This window comes from Mycobacteroides salmoniphilum (assembly GCF_004924335.1).
GTDB lineage: Bacteria > Actinomycetota > Actinomycetes > Mycobacteriales > Mycobacteriaceae > Mycobacterium > Mycobacterium salmoniphilum.
Window position 1 is genome coordinate 2468467 of record NZ_CP024633.1, and the last position, 16878, is coordinate 2485344.

Sequence of the window (16878 nt, forward strand, 5' to 3'; positions counted from 1 at the left end):
CAAACCCGGGCGGCGCCTCCGGTCCACTATTCCAGCATCCCGGGATTTGGTCCACGTACCCGTTCGCTGGCGCGCCGTTCTAGCTCATATGAAGGATCAGAAGAGCTACCACGCGATGATGCGTACGGCATAAGGAGTCATGCCTCCGGTGCGCACCGGAGACACGGTCACCTTCCCCGCGCTGCCGCTGGCTTCGAGCATCTGACCGTTGCCGAGGTAGATCACCACGTGCTGAGAACCACCCGGGCCGTAGAACAGCAGATCCCCACGCTTTGCCTGCGAAACGGGAATCTTCTGGCCCGCGTTGTACTGATCGCCCGAGTACTTGGGCAGCTTCACGCCGGCCGCCGCGTAGGAGAACATCGTGAAGCCTGAGCAGTCATAGCCCACCTTCCCGGCGTCGTAGTCCACGCCGCCGCTGGGCCCGCGCACAGTGCCGCCACCCCATGAGTACGGAACATTCAGCTGTGTGCCACCGCGCTGGATCACAGCTTCCACCGCCTGACGGCCGTACACGAGTGGACGGCCGGCCCCCGCGGACCCACGATTCCCGCCGATGCCCAATGCACCCAATGCGGTCTGTCCGACCCCCATGACCCCGTTCATGATCTTCGTAGGGTCGGCGCCCTGACTCGGCCCCGCGAAGGGCAGGGTGTTGTCCCAATCGCCGCCCGACGGGTTCAGTCCGAGGGCGTTGAGGAACGCCGTGCCCACATTCGGGCTGATCGGGTTGTCGTCGGCAGCGGCTCGCGGCACACCCATGAACAGCACCAGCGCGACAGCGATCCCCACTGCGAGGGCCGCACGTAACACGAAGAGGCCCTGAACTTTGAGCAATTTCGTCGTTTTCGCGGTGTTCACAGGTTCTACCACTCAATCAATCGGGTTACGAAGGGCGTCATGCCGCTGGTCCGCACCGGCGACACCTTGACCACATCGCCGGTGTTCGGCGCTTCGAGCATCTGACCATTGCCGAGGTACAGCGCAACGTGCTGACTTGCGTTGGGGCCGTAGAAGATCATGTCGCCGCGCTTCATTTGAGCACTGGGTACCTGACGCCCCGAGGTGTACTGATACCCGGTGTAGTGCCTGAGTCTGATGCCAACCGCGGCAAAGCCGTACATCATCAGCCCGGAGCAGTCGTATCCGACGGTTCCTGCACCGGAGTCGATTCCGCGAGTCGGCCCGTTGTAAGAGCCACCGCCCCACGAGTACGGCGTGCCCATCGCGCTACCGGCACGGGCAATCACCCGCTCCACATTCTCCCGGCCGTAGACCTTGGGAATGTATTCGCCACCCGAGGTAGAAGACGCCGCCGGTGCGGGCTTGGGGCAGAACATACCGATGACACCGCATACCGCGGACTGACCGACATTGGCCGCAGTGTTGCCGATGCCCAACACCATGTTGATGGTCTGCGTCGGATCGGTAGGCACGTTGGCGCTCGCGATCATCGGAAGCGTCGTATCCCACTGACCACCCGACCCCGCCGAGGCCACAGCCGCCGGGGCTGACGTCCACTCGTTGCCGTTACCGGCGATGGCGGCATCGGGGTTGATCACCCGCGCGGTCGCGGTTGTCGCCGCATAGGCCGGGCCACGCGCGGCGGCGAGCTGTGCCTCCGCACTCTTCTTCTTGGAGGCGAGATCCGCGGCGGCTCCGCGCTGCGCTTCGAGCTTCTTCTGCACATCCTTCATCGCCGACACCAGGTCGTCCTGCTGCTTCTGTGCGTCAGCGGCGGCCTGGTCGGCTTTTTCCTGGATGGCCCGCGCCTGCGACTCCTTGTTGACCTGTTCGGTGCGTGCACGGCGCAGGTTGTCCATGACGGTCTGCGAGCTGGCCTCGACACTCTTAGTCACCGAGGCCAGGCGCACCACGTCGTCGGGGTTGGTGGCGGTCAGATACGACCCCGAAGGGCCCGCCATATAGGTAGCCGCGGCCATCCGGTCGAACTTGCCCTGCGCTTCGGTGATCGCACCGTTGGCGGTATCGACGGCGTGCTGGCCCTCTTCCACCGCCTGGGCGGCTCCGGCCGCGTTGTCACGCGCGTCCTGAAGATCGACCAATCCCTTGTTGATGGACTCCTGCTGGGTCTGCACGTCGGCGGTGAGCTGTTCGATCTGCTGGTTGGTGTCGGCCAGTTGACTGATCAGAGAGGCCATGTCGTTCGGTTCGGCAGAGGTAACGGCGAGTGTGTTGGGCCACATCATCAGACCGGCCACCATCAGCGGGGGCACTACCAGGGCGACTGCCGCGGCCCGTTTGCCGCGCACCGCGAAACGGTCCGCGGAATTCTGCGGGGCTGTCCGTTTCATTCGGCCTGCCGTCTCCTCGATCTTCGGCGCTCGGTGAGCCTTCTCGGTCATAGCGGCCCTTCCCCGACACGCTCCCAGTTGTCACATAAGACGCACTAATCACTTTGGCGCCACTTGCACCGTACGTCACTTTGGCAACTAATGAAACTTTAGTCACAAATTACAAAGTTGTAATTAATTGGCCTCTGACGGGCAATAGACGAGACGTCTTCTGACGGTTAATTGGCCCGAATTGAATACCGGCAGATCATCCCGGTTCCATAGTGCGCGCGGCTATTTCGCGAAGAAACAGGCTGCGCGAATGGTTTGCAAATCGTTACTTAACCGAGTCATTCGTGAATCGGGTGCGCACGAGCGTAATTCCGGCGCACGCCGCCGCGACGAGTAGCACAAGCACAATGGTCAGCGCCGTCCACGAGAAGTGCTCGCGCCCGAGCTCGTCCACGAAGTTGTTGGCAGAGAGCACCGGGTTGCCGGTCTTGGCGACATCCTGCCCCGCCTCCAGCGTCACCCTGTCGAACGTGGCGCTGTAGGTGCCGGCGAAAGACGGACTGATGACGAGGATCGTCGCGTCCGGATGGTCCTTACCGATCTCGGTGGCGATATCGCGCAGCGGTGTGTCGATCCCGGGATTGTTGGGAAGCGCGATGACCTTCAGATCGATGTTCTTGGCATGCGCCTTCGCGACGACATCCTTCAATCCAGCGACATCCGCCGAGGGAGCGGCGACCCCGTCCTCATTGACATCCGTGCGCGTCATCTCCAGGCACTTGGCCGACCAGCCCAGCGGATCGGTACCCGCGGTCTGGACTGACACGCCCACCGCCTGGCACAGCTCGGCGGGGATGAAGGTCGGCAAGTGCTGCGGCGTCACGCGATCAATCTAACCCCCGCCACGCGCGGCACTGCGCGCACAGACACGCGCATTTAGCGTGCATATCGACGCCCGCCGCGACGGTGGCGGGTGCAGGCGTGGGAACGGGGTGTGAAATTTGGGCATCCCCCTTATTACGGGACAAGCGTACTGTTAGACTGAGGACGGAAGGCAGCCATCTGCGGTGGCGCCTCCGGAACCCCGCCTGGCACAGCCCGCCGGCGGGTGGCCTTCGAACGAGCTTTGGAGCTGATGTGACTAGCAACGAATCGGTGAATTCCTTCGGCGCACGCGGCACTCTGCAGGTTGGTGACGAGTCGTATGAGATCTTCCGACTGAACGCCGTGCCCGGTACCGAGAAACTGCCTTACAGCCTGAAAGTGTTGGCGGAGAACCTGTTACGCACCGAGGACGGCGCGAACATCACCAAGGACCATGTTCTGGCCCTGGCCAACTGGGACCCCTCGGCGGAACCGAGCGTGGAGATCCAGTTCACCCCGGCCCGGGTGGTTATGCAGGACTTCACCGGCGTGCCCTGTGTCGTCGACCTTGCCACCATGCGTGAGGCCGTCTCCGCACTCGGCGGCGACCCCGACAAGGTGAACCCGTTGTCCCCCGCCGAGATGGTCATCGACCACTCGGTGATCCTCGACGTCTTCGGTACCGCCGACGCCTTCGAGCGCAACGTGGAACTCGAATACGAGCGCAATGCCGAGCGTTACCAGTTCTTGCGTTGGGGCCAAGGCGCTTTCGATGATTTCAAGGTCGTCCCCCCGGGCACCGGCATCGTGCATCAGGTCAACATCGAGTACCTGGCCCGCACCATCTTCACCAGGAACGGCCAGGCGTACCCGGACACCTGTGTGGGTACCGACTCGCACACCACGATGGTCAACGGCCTCGGCGTCCTTGGTTGGGGTGTCGGCGGTATCGAGGCAGAGGCCGCCATGCTCGGCCAGCCGGTCTCGATGCTGATCCCGCGCGTCGTCGGCTTCAAGCTCACCGGTGAGATCCAGCCGGGCGTTACCGCCACCGACGTGGTGCTGACCGTCACCGACATGCTGCGCAAGCACGGTGTGGTGGGCAAGTTCGTCGAGTTCTACGGCAAGGGCGTGGCCGAGGTGCCGCTGGCCAACCGCGCCACGCTGGGCAACATGAGCCCCGAATTCGGTTCTACCGCAGCGATCTTCCCGATCGACGACGAGACCATCAACTACCTGCGCCTGACCGGCCGCGACGATCAGCAGTTGGCGCTCGTCGAGGCGTACGCCAAGGAACAGGGCATGTGGCACGACGCCGATCACGAGCCCGCCTTCTCGGAGTACCTGGAACTCGACCTCTCCACCGTCGTGCCCTCCATCGCCGGACCCAAGCGCCCGCAGGACCGCATCGAGTTGACCGATGCGAAGAACGCGTTCCGCAAGGACATCCACAACTACACCAACGATGCCGAGAGCGGCCCGGCCGCTGCCACGCCGCACACCCAACTCGACGAAGCGATCGAAGAATCCTTCCCCGCCTCCGACGTGGCGGTGCTGTCCTTCGCCGAAGATGACGCCGTCATCCCTTCCGCGGCCAACGGCGGCGAGGGCCGCCCGTCCAAGCCGGTCAAGGTGACATCCGCCGAGCGCGGCAACTTCGTTCTGGACCATGGCGCGGTCGTGGTCGCGGGCATCACCTCGTGCACCAACACCTCCAACCCGTCGGTGATGCTGGGTGCCGCCCTACTGGCCAAGAAGGCCGTCGAAAAGGGCCTCACCACCAAGCCGTGGGTCAAGACGAACATGGCTCCCGGGTCGCAGGTCGTCACCGATTACTACAACAAGGCCAACGTGTGGCCGTACTTGGAGAAGCTGGGCTACTACCTGGGCGGCTACGGCTGCACCACGTGCATCGGCAACACCGGCCCGCTGCCCGACGAGATCTCCCAGGCCATCAACGACAACGATCTGTCGGTGACCGCGGTGCTCTCCGGTAACCGCAACTTCGAGGGCCGCATCTCCCCCGACGTCAAGATGAACTACCTGGCCTCCCCGCCGCTGGTCATCGCCTACGGCATCGCGGGCACCATGGACTTCGACTTCGACACCGACCCGCTGGGCAAGGATCACGACGGCAACGATGTCTTCCTCAAGGACATCTGGCCCACCGCCTCGGAGATCGAGGAGACCATCGCCTCGTCGATCAACCGCCAGATGTTCACCGATTCCTACGCCGATGTCTTCAAGGGCGACGAGCGCTGGCGCGGTCTGCCCACCCCCGAAGGCAACACCTTCGAGTGGGTCGACACGTCCACCTACGTGCGCAAGGCTCCGTACTTCGACGGGATGCCGCTGGAGCCCACTCCGGTCACCGACATCGCGGGAGCGCGCGTGCTCGCCCTGCTCGGCGACTCGGTGACCACCGACCACATCTCTCCCGCGGGTTCCATCAAATCGGGCACCCCGGCGGCGCAGTACCTCGACGAGCATGGTGTGGACCGCAAGGACTACAACTCGCTGGGCTCGCGGCGCGGTAATCACGAGGTGATGGTGCGTGGCACCTTCGCCAACATCCGCCTGCGCAACCAGCTGCTGGACGATGTTTCGGGCGGCTACACGCGCGACTTCACCCAGGACGGCGGTCCGCAGGCCTTCATCTACGACGCCTCGGTGAACTACCAGAAGGCCGGCATTCCGCTGGTGGTGCTGGGCGGCAAGGAGTACGGCTCCGGCTCGTCCCGCGACTGGGCCGCCAAGGGCACCCGCCTGCTGGGCGTCAAGGCCGTTATCACCGAGTCCTTCGAGCGCATCCACCGGTCGAATCTGATTGGTATGGGCGTCATTCCGCTGCAGTTCCCGGCCGGAGAGTCGGCGGCCTCGCTCAAGCTCGATGGCACCGAGACCTACGACATCAGCGGTATCGAGAAGCTCAACGAGGGCTCGACGCCGAAGACCGTGCACGTGACGGCGACCAAGCTCGATGGGTCCAAGGTCGAGTTCGACGCGGTGGTCCGGATCGACACCCCCGGTGAAGCCGATTACTACCGCAACGGCGGCATCCTGCAGTACGTGCTGCGGAACATGCTGGCCGGCTAGAAACGGCTGACTAACAGTGCCGCGCGTTAGCGAGGATCACCTCGCGGCCCGTCGCCGCCAGATCCTCGATGGCGCGCGGCGCTGTTTCGCCGAGTATGGGTATGACGGTGCCACTGTGCGCCGCCTGGAGCACACCATCGGCATGTCGCGGGGGGCGATCTTTCACCATTACCGCGATAAGGACACGTTGTTCTTCGCACTTGCCCGCGAGGATGCCGAACGGATGGCCAACGTCGCCAGCCGCGAGGGTCTGGTGCAGGTGATGCGCGATATGCTGGCCGATCCGGATCAATTCGATTGGCTGGCAACACGTTTGGAGATCGCGCGCAAGCTGCGCAACGATCCTGAATTCCGGCGCGGCTGGAACCAGCGTTCCGAAGAGCTCAACACCGCTACCTTGGCCCGGCTACAACGCCAGAAGAAGGCCGGCCGGCTGCGCGAAGACGTGTCCAGCGAGGTGATTTTGGGCTATCTGGATCTGGTGCTCGATGGCCTGGTAGCACGCCTGGCCTCCGGCGAATCCACCGAAAGCCTCAGCCGCGTGTTGGATCTCGTCGAGGACTCGGTGCGCCGTGCCGATCACGCCTGACTCCAAGGACTGGACCTGGGTCCTCGAACGCCCGTGCGGAGAATGCGGATTTGATCCCGCAGCAACATCATTCGCCCGAATACCCGATATCGTGCGGGACGGCCTGGGGGCGTGGCATCGGGTACTGACGCGCCCCGAGGTGCGTCTACGCCCTGACGAGCAGACCTGGTCGCCGCTGGAGTACGGAGCGCACGTCCGCGACGTGTTCCGCATCTTCCTGGCCCGGCTGCAGCTCATGCTCGCCGAGGACAACCCCTTGTTCGAGAACTGGGACCAGGACACGACGGCCGTCGAGGACCGGTATGCCGAGCAGGACCCGCAGGCGGTAGCCGCCGAACTCGCCGCGGCGGGCGAGGCCGTCGCGGCCGCCTTTGCCGGTGTCCCCGAGTCGGCGTTACAGCGACGCGGGAGGCGAAGCAACGGTTCGATTTTCACGGTGGAGACACTGGGTCTGTACTTCGTGCACGATCCGGTACATCATCTGCACGATGTATCCCGCCTGCCGGCGGATTAGTGCGGGAAGTCGATGACGGCCCGTGCGGGCGTGTCAGCGATGTACACCACCGGGCATTTAGACGCCTGTGCTGCGACCTTCCACGCCATCACACCGTTCTTGTTTTTGAAGATGTCCGCGTCCTGAATGAGACGAGCCGATCGGACCACCGGAGAGCCGGGAGGGGCTCCGAGGTCATTGGGCTCCGGAAATGACTTCACGTGCCGGTTCTCGGGATGGTCGACGGTCCCCATGATGGTGTCGTGCGCCGCCGCCCCGCGGAATGCCACCGCATATCCCCCGTCGACCGGTGTGACCGAGAATGGCGGAGCCTGCCAATAAGTCACCGGCCCCACCGGCGGCGCCAGCCTGTCCGCTCCGAAGCTGAACGTCACTCTGTCCAGGTCATCGAGGGTTTCAATGCGCACATCGTGCAGGATATTGGCGTAGTTCTCGGCGCCGCCGTCGGTCAATGTCGGGCACGCCGGTGCGGCCGCCGCCTGCGGGGCACCCACGAGCGGCCCAACTACCATGACAAGCGGTACCAGGTATCGATACATGGTTAGCGAATGTACGGTGTCCAACGCCGAACCGTGGGCATTCGACCGGGGATTGTCCCCCGTGGCTAACCGTGCGCCGGGCGGTGGTGTCCGATCACAAACACCCCTAGTGGGGCAGATCCACCACTAGCCGAGGCGGGTTGGTCAGCGTGCTCACCTCGGGACAGCGCTGTTTGTTCAGACCCAATGCCCACCGGACCTTCCCCTCGAAATCCTCGCCCTGCTCGGCCTCGGCCAGGATCGGAAAGTCCTTCGGCTTGATCTCGCTCGGACCCGGATACGACCGGATGGGCTTATCGGCCTCATGCGCGGACGCGCCATCGAACAGCACGCCGAGCAATGCGGTACCAGCGACGATGACGTTGTCCCCCTTGGGGCCCGCAGAGACGCTGGCGGGGCTGTCCACCGAGTACTTGGGAACCACCAGCTGATCCAGCGCCACCCTATTCTTCGGGTCGGCCTTGGCATCCGGCCCGAATTCGAAGGTGACCCTGTCGAAGTCGTCCTGTTTACCCACGCGGACATCTCGCAGCTGGGTGGCCACATTCTTACCGCCACCGCCGCTGACCGTCTCGCAGGCCGTGACGCGGAACGTCTCCGGGGCAGGTGTTGATGTTTGCGGCAGCGCCGTTGTCGTGGCCACGGGCGACACCGAGTCGCCCAGCTGGCGCACCTCACCTGCGCAGCCGGATGCCGTCATCGCTGCCAGCGCCAGCACGCCGATGTTCCGGATACCGCCTTGTCCTCGCATCGCATAACGGTAGCAACAATTGGTGCCCGAAAGCTCAACGGGCACACTGCGTGTCGGATGGCAGTTAGGCCTTGCGGCCGCGCCGATTCGGGCCGCCGCGCCCGCGCAGGGTGACACCCGATTCCACGAGAGCGCGATGCACGTAACCATATGATCGGCCCGTGTCCGCGGCGAGCGTGCGAATGCTCGCGCCCTTCTCGTACGACGCCTTCAGCTCGGCACGCTCCTCGTCGCGTGTTTTGGCCATCGCGACCTCTCTCCCGACTCCATACCGCTGCCCCTGTGGACGGCTCGACCCGGTTGCACCATAGCGCAAATGTGATCACGCAGGTGCACGAGACGCAGACGGCGTCTGAGAAATGGTCAGGCCAGCTCGATGAGGTCCCGATACTCGTCCGACCAGTAGTCTTCGGTGCCGTCCGGCAACAACACAACGCGTTGCGGATTCAATGCTTCAGCGGCTCCCGGGTCGTGCGTGACGAGAACGACCGCTCCCAGGTAACTGCGTAGCGCATCCAAAACCTGTTCGCGTGAGGCGGGATCCAGGTTGTTGGTCGGCTCGTCGAGCAGCAGCACATTCGCGGTCGAGGCCACCAGACCGGCCAGGGCCAGACGGGTCTTCTCACCGCCGGACAGTGTGCCCGCCGGCTGTTCCAGCTGCGGACCGCTGAACATGAACGCACCCAGGATTCCGCGCAGCTCCTGCTCACCCGTATCCGGAGCGGCATGGCGGATGTTCTCCCACACCGTCGCGTGATCATCCAGGGTGTCGTGCTCCTGCGCGAAGTATCCGAGCTTGAGGCCGTGGCCTGGCTCCAGCGCGCCGGCATCCGCGGTCTCCGCGCCCGCCAGGAGTCGCAGCAGCGTCGTCTTCCCGGCGCCGTTGAGCCCAAGAACCACAACGCGCGAGCCGCGGTCGATGGCCAGATCGACCCCGGTGAATATCTCCAGAGACCCGTAGTTCTTGGTCAGCCCCTTGGCCACCAAGGGCACCCGCCCGCAGGCCGCAGGCGTCGGGAACTTGATGCGGGCCACCTTGTCGGCCACCCGCTCTTCGTCAAGTCCCGACAACATCTTCTCGGCGCGACGCAACATGTTCTGCGCGGCAACGGCTTTGGTGGCTTTGGCGCCCATCTTGGCCGCCTGGGTACGCAGGGCCGACGCCTTCTTCTCCGCGTTGGCGCGCTCACGCCGGCGTCGCTGCTCATCCAGCGACCGCGCGTCCAGGTACTTCTGCCAACCCATGTTGTAGACGTCTACCTCGCCACGGACCGCATCCAGGAACCACACCTTGTTGACCACATCGGCCAGCAGATCGACATTGTGACTGATCACCACGAGCCCGCCCTCGTGGTTCTGCAGGAATCCGCGCAACCAGCCGATCGAGTCCGCGTCGAGGTGGTTGGTCGGCTCGTCGAGCAGCAGCGTCATGTTCGACCCCGCACCGCCTTCGGCCGCACCGAACAGAATCCGGGCCAACTCCACGCGTCGCCGCTGACCGCCTGACAGTGTGCGCAGCGGCTGGATCAGCACCCGCTCGGGCAACCCCAGGCTGGAACAGATGCGGGCTGCCTCGCTCTCCGCGACGTACCCTCCCAGCGAGGAGAATCGCTCCTCCAGCTGCCCGTAACGGCGAATGGCCTTATCGCGCAGATCATCGTCGGCCTGCTCCGCCATCAACGTCTGCTGCTTCTCCAACTCGCTGATGATGGTGTCCAGACCGCGCGCCGACAGCACCCGATCACGCGCCAGCATCTCCAGGTTCCCCTCCTTGGGATCCTGTGGCAGGTAACCGATTTCACCGATGCGAGCCACCGATCCGGCGTACGGCTCGCCCTCGCCGGCCAGAATTCTCATCGAGGTGGTCTTGCCGGCCCCGTTACGCCCCACCAGCCCGATGCGGTCACCGGGCTGGATGCGTAACGCGGGGCCCGGCGCATAGACGAGCGTGCGGGCGCCGGCGCGGACCTCGAGGTCCGTCGCGGTAATCACTACTTACTCCTTGAATGCTGTGCGCGTCTCGCGCGGTCAGCGCTTGTCTCTGAACGCCGCCGCCCGCTTTTCCTTGCGCGCTGCGGTGGCTTCTTCGAAGTTATCGGTGAGCAGCCGGACATATAGCTGGCCCAGGCCCTCTTGGTGCATGTGACTTTCCAGGCTAGCGGCGTCCAGCCCACTCCAAATGGTGCGCTTGGTCAACTCGATCCCTGGACGGGAGAACCCGGCGATGCGCTCTCCAATCGCGTAACACTCTTCCAGCAGCGATTCGGAGGACACCTTGCGGGATACCAAACCGATGCGCTCGGCCTCCTCCGCGTCGACATCGCGGCCGGTCAGCATGATGTCCGAAGCGCGGGACGTGCCGATCGCGCGTGGCAACAGGTAGCTCAGGCCCAGCTCACTGGCCGTCAATCCGTTGTTGATACCGGCGGCCCGAAAGTAGGCGGCCTCGGATGCCACCCGAACATCGCAGGCCAGCGCCAGGCACAGACCCCCACCGATGGCGGCGCCGTTGATAGCGGCAATCACCGGCTGGTGCATGCGGCGCAGGGTGAGGATGACCTCGTCGAGCAACTCCATCGATCGCAGCGCGATCGTCGGCTGGGTCAGCCCTCCGATGTGCGGGATGGGCCCGGCGGATTTCTGATCGGCTCCCGAGCAAAAGCCTTTGCCGGCCCCGGTGATGATGACGGCGCGCACGTCGTTGTCGTGGCTGATGTCGACCAGCATCTCCTTGAAGGGCAGCATCACGTCGAACGCCATGGCATTCATCCGCTCGGGCCGGTTCAGGGTCACCAGGGCAATATCCGGACGCGGACGATCCACCAGCACGAAACTCATGCGTCCATATAACCGACCCCGCCGGATTGCACCAAATCGTTTCTGGGCGGTGCCGCCCTTGAGGGGTTACGCCTCTTGTTCGCGCAGTGCCGCCTCGACGTCCAGATCGCGGACCTTCTGCACCAGATCGGCCAACGATGCCGGGGGCAGCGCGCCTGCCTGGTTGAACACCAGCTGGCCCTGCTTGAACACCATCAGCGTCGGAATGGAGCGGATATTCGCCGCCGCCGCCAGGGCCTGCTCGGCCTCGGTGTCCACCTTCGCGTGGACGACGTCAGGGTTTTCCTCCGACGAGGCCTCAAAGACCGGCCCGAACTGACGGCACGGTCCGCACCAGGACGCCCAGAAATCGACCAGCACGATGTCGTTCTCGTGGACCAAGTCATTGAACGCGTCAGCGGTGATGTCACGTGTTGCCATGTCGTCCTCAACGTTGCCGGGGTGCGCGATGTTCCGTCGTCGCTCAGTACAAGGTTCGATCAGTACAGCGCGGCCAGGGCCTTGCCGATGTTGAATCCGACGAACTCGTCCTGCCGCCCGGCCCGCAGCTTGTTCACCCATTCGGGGTCCGACAGCAGGGCACGGCCGACGGCGATGACATCGAACTCGTTGTTGGCGAATTGACGCAACACCGCCTCGACGGGTGCGGGCTCGATATCCCGGACCTCGGTGGGTTTGAATTCCGTCTGCAATCCCACAGAACCGACGGCAATGGCCGGCAATCCCGTGACACGTTTGGTCCAGCCAGCAAGACTCAGCTCTCCGTCAGCGCCGGCCAAACCTGCGAAGGCGGGCAGATAGTGCCGGCGTGTAGACGGATGGAAGACATCGACACCCGCCTCGACCAGGGGTGCGAGCAGCCGTTCCAATTCCGCCGGGCTGTCGGCCAGCGTGGCCGTGTAGTCCGCCTGCTTCCACTGCGAAAACCGGTACAGGATAGGGAAATCAGGCCCGACGGCGGCACGTACCGACCGCACCACCTCGACCGGGAATCGCACCCGGTCGACGATCGAGCCGCCATAGCCGTCGGCCCGAACGTTAGTGCGCTCCCACAGGAACTGGTCGAGGAGGTAACCGTGGGCACCATGCAACTCCACAGCGTCGAATCCGGCCGCCCGGGCATTGCGGGCCGCCGTCGCATACCGCTGTGCCAGCGGAGCGAGCTCCCCGGTCTGCAGTGCCCGACCTTGTGGGGAGGCATCTCCGCCCAAGCCGGACGGGCTCACCGACTCCACCTGAGGATTGAACTCCGGATCGACGCCGCGTTCGACACCCTGGTGCCACAGCTGCGCGGCGATCACCGACCCTTCGTCATGCACGGCATCGGTCACGGCGGACCATCCCGCCAGCACCTCATCGCCGACGAGGCGCGGAACGCTGGACTGACCGCCCGCGGCGTCATCCGGAATGAAAACGCCCTCGGTGATGATCAGCCCCACACCGCCCGCAGCACGGCGGCGGTAGTACGCCGCGACATTCTCGCCGGGCACACCGCCGGGTGATGCCGACCGCGTCATCGGGGCCATCGCGAACCGGTTGGGAGCGGTCAGCGATTTGACGGTGAACGGTTCGAAGAGGGGCGCTACGTCTGGTCTCACGTCGGTCACGAGGTGTCAAACTACGCCGACGCCCATTCCATTCCGGATAACGTGGTCAACCATGTCACCAAATCTCTGGCCACGGCCCACGTTGCTGGTGATCGTCGGAGCCGTCGTCTTGTCCAGTGCGGCATGTGGGGGCTCCGCGGATAAGCCCACCGAGTCATCACCGGGACCTGCCTTGACGACCGCCATACGGCATGCGGGTGGCCAGGACAGGGCCGGCGGACTGATCTCCTCGGTATCGGGTCACACGGTCCAGGTGACCAACCCCGTCGGCAGCGTCGATATCGACTTCAACACCATGACAAAACTCACCGAGGTGCACTCCGCGGAACTTTCGGATGTGGTCGTCGGCAGCTGTGTCAGCGTGCTGGCGACGGCCGACACGGATGCGTCCGACCAGGTTACGGCGCAGCGGGTGCTGATCAGTGCGGCCGAGGACAACAAATGTGCCATGGAGACCCCGCCCGGCAGCGCGCCGCCTCCCGGCATACCGCAGGGACCGCCGCCCGGCGCGGCGCAGGGACCGCCGCCATTCGGCGGCCCGAGCGTCCAGGGCGCCGTCGCCTCGGTCAACGGCAGCACCATCGTGGTCGCCAACACCGATCCCAGTGGGGCCTCGGAGATCCAGACCAATGTCACGGCGACTGCTGATACCGCCTACGAGAAACGGCAACCCACCGAGGCCACTGCGATCATCACCGGCAAATGCGCGGACGCACACGGCACCAAGGATGCCAGCGGAGCGCTTCAGGCCACCAAGATCGATTTGGGTCCCGCCACCGACGGGCGATGCGGACCGCCACCGCGGTAGATCCCGACACACAGCAACTTCGCACAGACACCAGAGCGCAACCTCAGCCAGCGCAAGCACGCTGAGGTGTCCTATTCGTCAACCATGGAGAACATCGATGTCCCCAACCCAGATACTCACCCCACCACGGTTCGCCCGCGGCGCCCTGCTCGCATTCGCCGGACTGACCGCGCTGTCGGTGGCCGCGTGCGGCTCGCCTACCGAGACCAACGGCGCCTCCACAAACTCAGCGGCCCCGACCACGTCATCGGCCACGCACCGGGGTGAGCACAACGACAAGGACCAGGTGATGGGACTTATCGCCTCGGTATCGGGCAACACCATTCAGGTGACCAAGAAGGATGGCACCGCGACCGTCGGCTTCGGCCAGTCGACGAAGATCTCCGAAATCACCACCGCAAAATTGCCAGACGTCACCACGGGAAGCTGTATTGCCGCCATGGCACAACAGGACTCGAACCCGCTGACGGCCCGGCGAGTGATGCTCTGGCCTGCCGCGGACGGCAACTGCACACGGTCGCACCCCAAGGACCGACAGGAGTCCGCTTCCCCCACCCCGACGTCGGGTAGACCCCGCGAGCATCAGGCCATTGAGGGAACAGTCGCCTCGGTCAGTGGAAATACGATCACGGTGAGCAGCACCGATTCCGATGGCGGGGCCGCGACCCCGACGACAGTGACCGTGAACAACGAGACCAGGTACGCCAAGCGCGCCCCGGCGGACCAGAGTGCCATCGCCGCGGGCAAGTGCATTGCCGCGCATGGCCCCGATGACGCGTCGGGCACCCTGCAGGCCTCGACGATCACCCTTCGTGCGGCCAAGGACGGTTCCTGCGGGGGACCTGGTGGCCCCGAAGGCCACCCCCAGCGCTAGACCGTGAAGCCGAGGGCCCGGAGCTGCTCCCGACCATCGTCGGTGATCTTGTCCGGGCCCCACGGCGGCACCCAGACCCAGTTGATCTTGATCTCCTTGACCAGCCCCGCGCCCACCAGCGCGTTACGCGACTGATCCTCGATGACGTCGGTGAGCGGGCATGCCGCCGAGGTGAGTGTCATGTCGATGGTGGCGACCTTGCCGCTCTCCCCCTCTTCGACGTTGAGGCCGTAAACAAGCCCCAGATCGACGACATTGATACCGAGCTCGGGGTCGACAACGTCACGCATTGCCTCCTCGAGATCTTCGAGAAGCTTCACTTCCGCGGACACTTCGGTCATCGCTTCACCTTCTCAGTTGTGCCGCTGGTCGCGGCGTCTGCCTGGACGAGCGCGTCTTTGAATGCCATCCATCCTAGGAGCGCACACTTCACGCGGGCTGGGTACCGCGAAACCCCAGCGAAGGCGATGCCGTCGCCGATGATGTCTTCGTCGCCGTCGATGGTGCCGCGCGAGGAGATCATCTCGTTGAACGAAGCCACCGTCTTGAGCGCCTCATCCACCGTCAACCCGATCACCTGATCCGTCAACACCGAGGTTGCGGCCTGACTGATCGAGCATCCCTGCCCGTCATAGGATACGTCGGCAATCTTGTTGTCATCCAAGGCAATCCGGAGGGTTACCTCGTCGCCACAGGTCGGGTTGACGTGGTGCACTTCGGCCGCGAACGGCTCACGCAGCCCTCGGTGATGCGGGCGCTTGTAGTGATCCAGGATGACTTCCTGATACATCTGCTCAAGGCGCATGCTCGGTCAGCCCCCCGTCGCCGTGCTCGCCCCGATGCCGAAGAACTCCTGCGCGCGGCGGACGCCGGCAACCAGTCGATCGACTTCCTCCAGGGTGTTGTAGACCGCGAAAGAGGCACGAGCGCTCGCCGCGATACCGAACCGGCGATGCAGCGGCCAGGCGCAGTGATGCCCGACCCGCACCGCGACACCCTCGTCATCGAGAACCTGCCCCAGATCGTGCGCGTGGATGCCGTCCACCACGAAGGCGACCGCACCCCCACGGTCGACGTTCTCGGTGGGGCCGATGATGCGGACGCCCTGGATACTTCCGAGCCCGGCGAGCGCGGCCGACACCAGCTGATGCTCGTGCGCGGCAACGGCTTCCATGCCAACCGCATTCAAGTACTCAACGGCGGCGCCGAGTCCGACAACCTGGGAGGTCATCGGGACACCGGCCTCGAAACGCTGGGGCGGCGGCGCGTAAGTGCTGGTCTCCATGGTGACCGTCTCGATCATCGAGCCACCCGTGATGAACGGGGGCATGACCTCCAGCAGTTCGCGGCGGCCGTAGAGCACCCCGACACCCGACGGGCCGAGCATCTTGTGACCGGAGAAGGCGGCGTAGTCGACGCCCAGTTCCCGAAAATTCACCGGCATATGCGGAACCGACTGGCAAGCATCCAGAACAACGAGGGCGCCAACGGATTTCGCGCGGCGCACCAACTCGTCAACGGGGGCAATCGCACCGGTCACATTGGACTGGTGGGTGAACGCGACAACCTTGACGGCCTCGGTCAGCTCGAGCGAGTCGAGATCGATGCGGCCGTCGTCGGTGACGGCGTACCAGCGCAGGGTGGCGCCGGTGCGGCGGCAGAGCTCTTGCCAGGGCACCAGATTCGCGTGGTGCTCCAGCTCGGTGATCACCACCTCGTCACCCGGTCCCACCGCGCGATCGAACCGGTCGTCGCCGAGCGTGTACGCCACCAGGTTCAGCGATTCGGTGGCGTTCTTGGTGAAGACGATCTCGCCGTCGTCGACGCCCACAAAGCGGGCGATCGCATCGCGCGCTCCCTCGTAGGCGTCGGTGGCTTCTTCGGCGAGCTGGTGAGCACCGCGATGCACCGCGGCGTTGCGCTCGGTGAGGAAGACCCGCTCGGCATCGAGTACCTGGTTAGGCCGCTGCGAGGTCGCACCGGAATCCAGGTACACCAACGGCTTACCGCCGCGCACCGTTCGGCTCAGGATCGGGAAGTCATCCCTGATCTGCGAGATCCGAGTAGTGTCCAGCGGCACCGTGGCCGTCAC

General features: G+C 64.7%; 18 protein-coding genes. 5 read left to right on the forward strand and 13 right to left on the reverse strand.

The window, feature by feature from the left end; translation table 11 throughout:
• Positions 1–105 precede the first annotated feature (105 nt).
• The 3 genes from DSM43276_RS12165 to DSM43276_RS12175 all read right to left on the reverse strand — a co-directional run bounded on the left by DSM43276_RS12165 (position 106) and on the right by DSM43276_RS12175 (position 3189).
• Positions 106–792 (reverse strand): NlpC/P60 family protein, encoded by a 687-nt coding sequence (locus DSM43276_RS12165; protein WP_234803050.1) that lies wholly within the window; start codon positions 790–792, stop codon positions 106–108.
• A gap of 74 nt (positions 793–866) precedes the next feature.
• Positions 867–2315 (reverse strand): NlpC/P60 family protein, encoded by a 1449-nt coding sequence (locus DSM43276_RS12170; RefSeq protein ID WP_078329995.1) that lies wholly within the window; start codon positions 2313–2315, stop codon positions 867–869.
• 316 nt (positions 2316–2631) lie between these two features.
• Entirely contained in the window at positions 2632–3189 is a 558-nt protein-coding gene (locus DSM43276_RS12175) for an Rv1476 family membrane protein (RefSeq protein WP_078329875.1), read from the reverse strand.
• 272 nt (positions 3190–3461) lie between these two features.
• Here DSM43276_RS12175 and DSM43276_RS12180 point away from each other — a divergent pair, with 272 nt between their 5' ends.
• The 3 genes from DSM43276_RS12180 to DSM43276_RS12190 are packed head-to-tail and all read left to right on the forward strand — an operon-like array spanning position 3462 to position 7369.
• Positions 3462–6266: an aconitate hydratase gene (locus tag DSM43276_RS12180; protein ID WP_078329994.1), complete on the forward strand. Its 2805-nt coding sequence runs from the start codon at positions 3462–3464 to the stop codon at positions 6264–6266.
• Between the two features lie 16 nt (positions 6267–6282).
• Complete coding sequence (locus tag DSM43276_RS12185; RefSeq protein ID WP_078327046.1) at positions 6283–6855, forward strand: TetR/AcrR family transcriptional regulator; 573 nt, start codon at positions 6283–6285, stop codon at positions 6853–6855.
• The gene (locus DSM43276_RS12190; protein ID WP_078329874.1) at positions 6839–7369 is read left to right on the forward strand and encodes a DinB family protein; all 531 of its coding nucleotides are present in this window, start codon (positions 6839–6841) and stop codon (positions 7367–7369) included. The genes DSM43276_RS12185 and DSM43276_RS12190 overlap by 17 nt, the downstream gene beginning before the upstream one ends.
• Here DSM43276_RS12190 and DSM43276_RS12195 read toward each other — a convergent pair.
• The 7 genes from DSM43276_RS12195 to DSM43276_RS12225 all read right to left on the reverse strand — a co-directional run bounded on the left by DSM43276_RS12195 (position 7366) and on the right by DSM43276_RS12225 (position 13104).
• A complete protein-coding gene (locus DSM43276_RS12195) occupies positions 7366–7932 on the reverse strand; it encodes a hypothetical protein (protein WP_078329873.1) in 567 nt (188 codons plus the stop codon). The two genes, DSM43276_RS12190 and DSM43276_RS12195, sit on opposite strands and share 4 nt — an antisense overlap.
• A gap of 82 nt (positions 7933–8014) precedes the next feature.
• Entirely contained in the window at positions 8015–8659 is a 645-nt protein-coding gene (locus tag DSM43276_RS12200; RefSeq protein WP_078329872.1) for an AMIN-like domain-containing (lipo)protein, read from the reverse strand.
• Positions 8660–8723: 64 nt separating this feature from the next.
• Positions 8724–8906 (reverse strand): helix-turn-helix domain-containing protein, encoded by a 183-nt coding sequence (locus DSM43276_RS12205; RefSeq protein ID WP_078329871.1) that lies wholly within the window; start codon positions 8904–8906, stop codon positions 8724–8726.
• A gap of 116 nt (positions 8907–9022) precedes the next feature.
• Positions 9023–10651, reverse strand: a complete 1629-nt coding sequence (locus DSM43276_RS12210) for an ABC-F family ATP-binding cassette domain-containing protein (protein WP_078329870.1) — start codon at positions 10649–10651, stop codon at positions 9023–9025.
• Positions 10652–10687: 36 nt separating this feature from the next.
• Positions 10688–11497 carry an enoyl-CoA hydratase gene (locus DSM43276_RS12215; RefSeq protein ID WP_078329869.1) on the reverse strand — a complete coding sequence of 270 codons (810 nt, stop codon included), beginning with the start codon at positions 11495–11497 and terminating at the stop codon, positions 10688–10690.
• A 66-nt stretch (positions 11498–11563) separates the two neighbouring features.
• Complete coding sequence (gene trxA / locus DSM43276_RS12220; protein WP_078329868.1) at positions 11564–11917, reverse strand: thioredoxin; 354 nt, start codon at positions 11915–11917, stop codon at positions 11564–11566.
• A gap of 59 nt (positions 11918–11976) precedes the next feature.
• Positions 11977–13104 carry an NADH:flavin oxidoreductase gene (locus DSM43276_RS12225; protein ID WP_078329867.1) on the reverse strand — a complete coding sequence of 376 codons (1128 nt, stop codon included), beginning with the start codon at positions 13102–13104 and terminating at the stop codon, positions 11977–11979.
• Between the two features lie 52 nt (positions 13105–13156).
• Between DSM43276_RS12225 and DSM43276_RS12235 the strand changes: the two genes are divergently transcribed.
• Positions 13157–13912, forward strand: a complete 756-nt coding sequence (locus tag DSM43276_RS12235; protein ID WP_234803043.1) for a DUF5666 domain-containing protein — start codon at positions 13157–13159, stop codon at positions 13910–13912.
• 97 nt (positions 13913–14009) lie between these two features.
• Positions 14010–14786 (forward strand): DUF5666 domain-containing protein, encoded by a 777-nt coding sequence (locus DSM43276_RS12240; RefSeq protein ID WP_078329866.1) that lies wholly within the window; start codon positions 14010–14012, stop codon positions 14784–14786.
• Here the strand turns inward: DSM43276_RS12240 and DSM43276_RS12245 are convergent.
• Genes DSM43276_RS12245 through DSM43276_RS12255 form a run of 3 tightly spaced genes read right to left on the reverse strand, consistent with a single transcriptional unit; the run spans position 14783 to position 16878 of the window.
• Positions 14783–15127: a metal-sulfur cluster assembly factor gene (locus DSM43276_RS12245; protein WP_078288035.1), complete on the reverse strand. Its 345-nt coding sequence runs from the start codon at positions 15125–15127 to the stop codon at positions 14783–14785. The two genes, DSM43276_RS12240 and DSM43276_RS12245, sit on opposite strands and share 4 nt — an antisense overlap.
• On the reverse strand, positions 15124–15591 hold the full coding sequence (gene sufU, locus DSM43276_RS12250; RefSeq protein WP_078288034.1) for a Fe-S cluster assembly sulfur transfer protein SufU: 468 nt from the start codon (positions 15589–15591) through the stop codon (positions 15124–15126). Before sufU ends, DSM43276_RS12245 begins: the two co-directional genes overlap by 4 nt.
• Positions 15592–15597: 6 nt before the next feature.
• Positions 15598–16878 (reverse strand): cysteine desulfurase, encoded by a 1281-nt coding sequence (locus tag DSM43276_RS12255; RefSeq protein WP_078329865.1) that lies wholly within the window; start codon positions 16876–16878, stop codon positions 15598–15600.

Excerpts from the sequence above, each read along its gene's own strand:
- sufU (WP_078288034.1), bottom strand. The coding sequence starts at position 15,591 with ATGCGCCTTGAGCAGATGTATCAGGAAGTCATCCTGGATCACTACAAG.
- DSM43276_RS12170 (WP_078329995.1), bottom strand. The coding sequence starts at position 2,315 with ATGAAACGGACAGCCCCGCAGAATTCCGCGGACCGTTTCGCGGTGCGC.
- DSM43276_RS12200 (WP_078329872.1), bottom strand. The coding sequence starts at position 8,659 with ATGCGAGGACAAGGCGGTATCCGGAACATCGGCGTGCTGGCGCTGGCA.
- DSM43276_RS12205 (WP_078329871.1), bottom strand. The coding sequence starts at position 8,906 with ATGGCCAAAACACGCGACGAGGAGCGTGCCGAGCTGAAGGCGTCGTAC.
- DSM43276_RS12215 (WP_078329869.1), bottom strand. The coding sequence starts at position 11,497 with ATGAGTTTCGTGCTGGTGGATCGTCCGCGTCCGGATATTGCCCTGGTG.
- DSM43276_RS12235 (WP_234803043.1), top strand. The coding sequence starts at position 13,157 with ATGTCACCAAATCTCTGGCCACGGCCCACGTTGCTGGTGATCGTCGGA.
- DSM43276_RS12240 (WP_078329866.1), top strand. The coding sequence starts at position 14,010 with ATGTCCCCAACCCAGATACTCACCCCACCACGGTTCGCCCGCGGCGCC.
- trxA (WP_078329868.1), bottom strand. The coding sequence starts at position 11,917 with ATGGCAACACGTGACATCACCGCTGACGCGTTCAATGACTTGGTCCAC.
- DSM43276_RS12245 (WP_078288035.1), bottom strand. The coding sequence starts at position 15,127 with ATGACCGAAGTGTCCGCGGAAGTGAAGCTTCTCGAAGATCTCGAGGAG.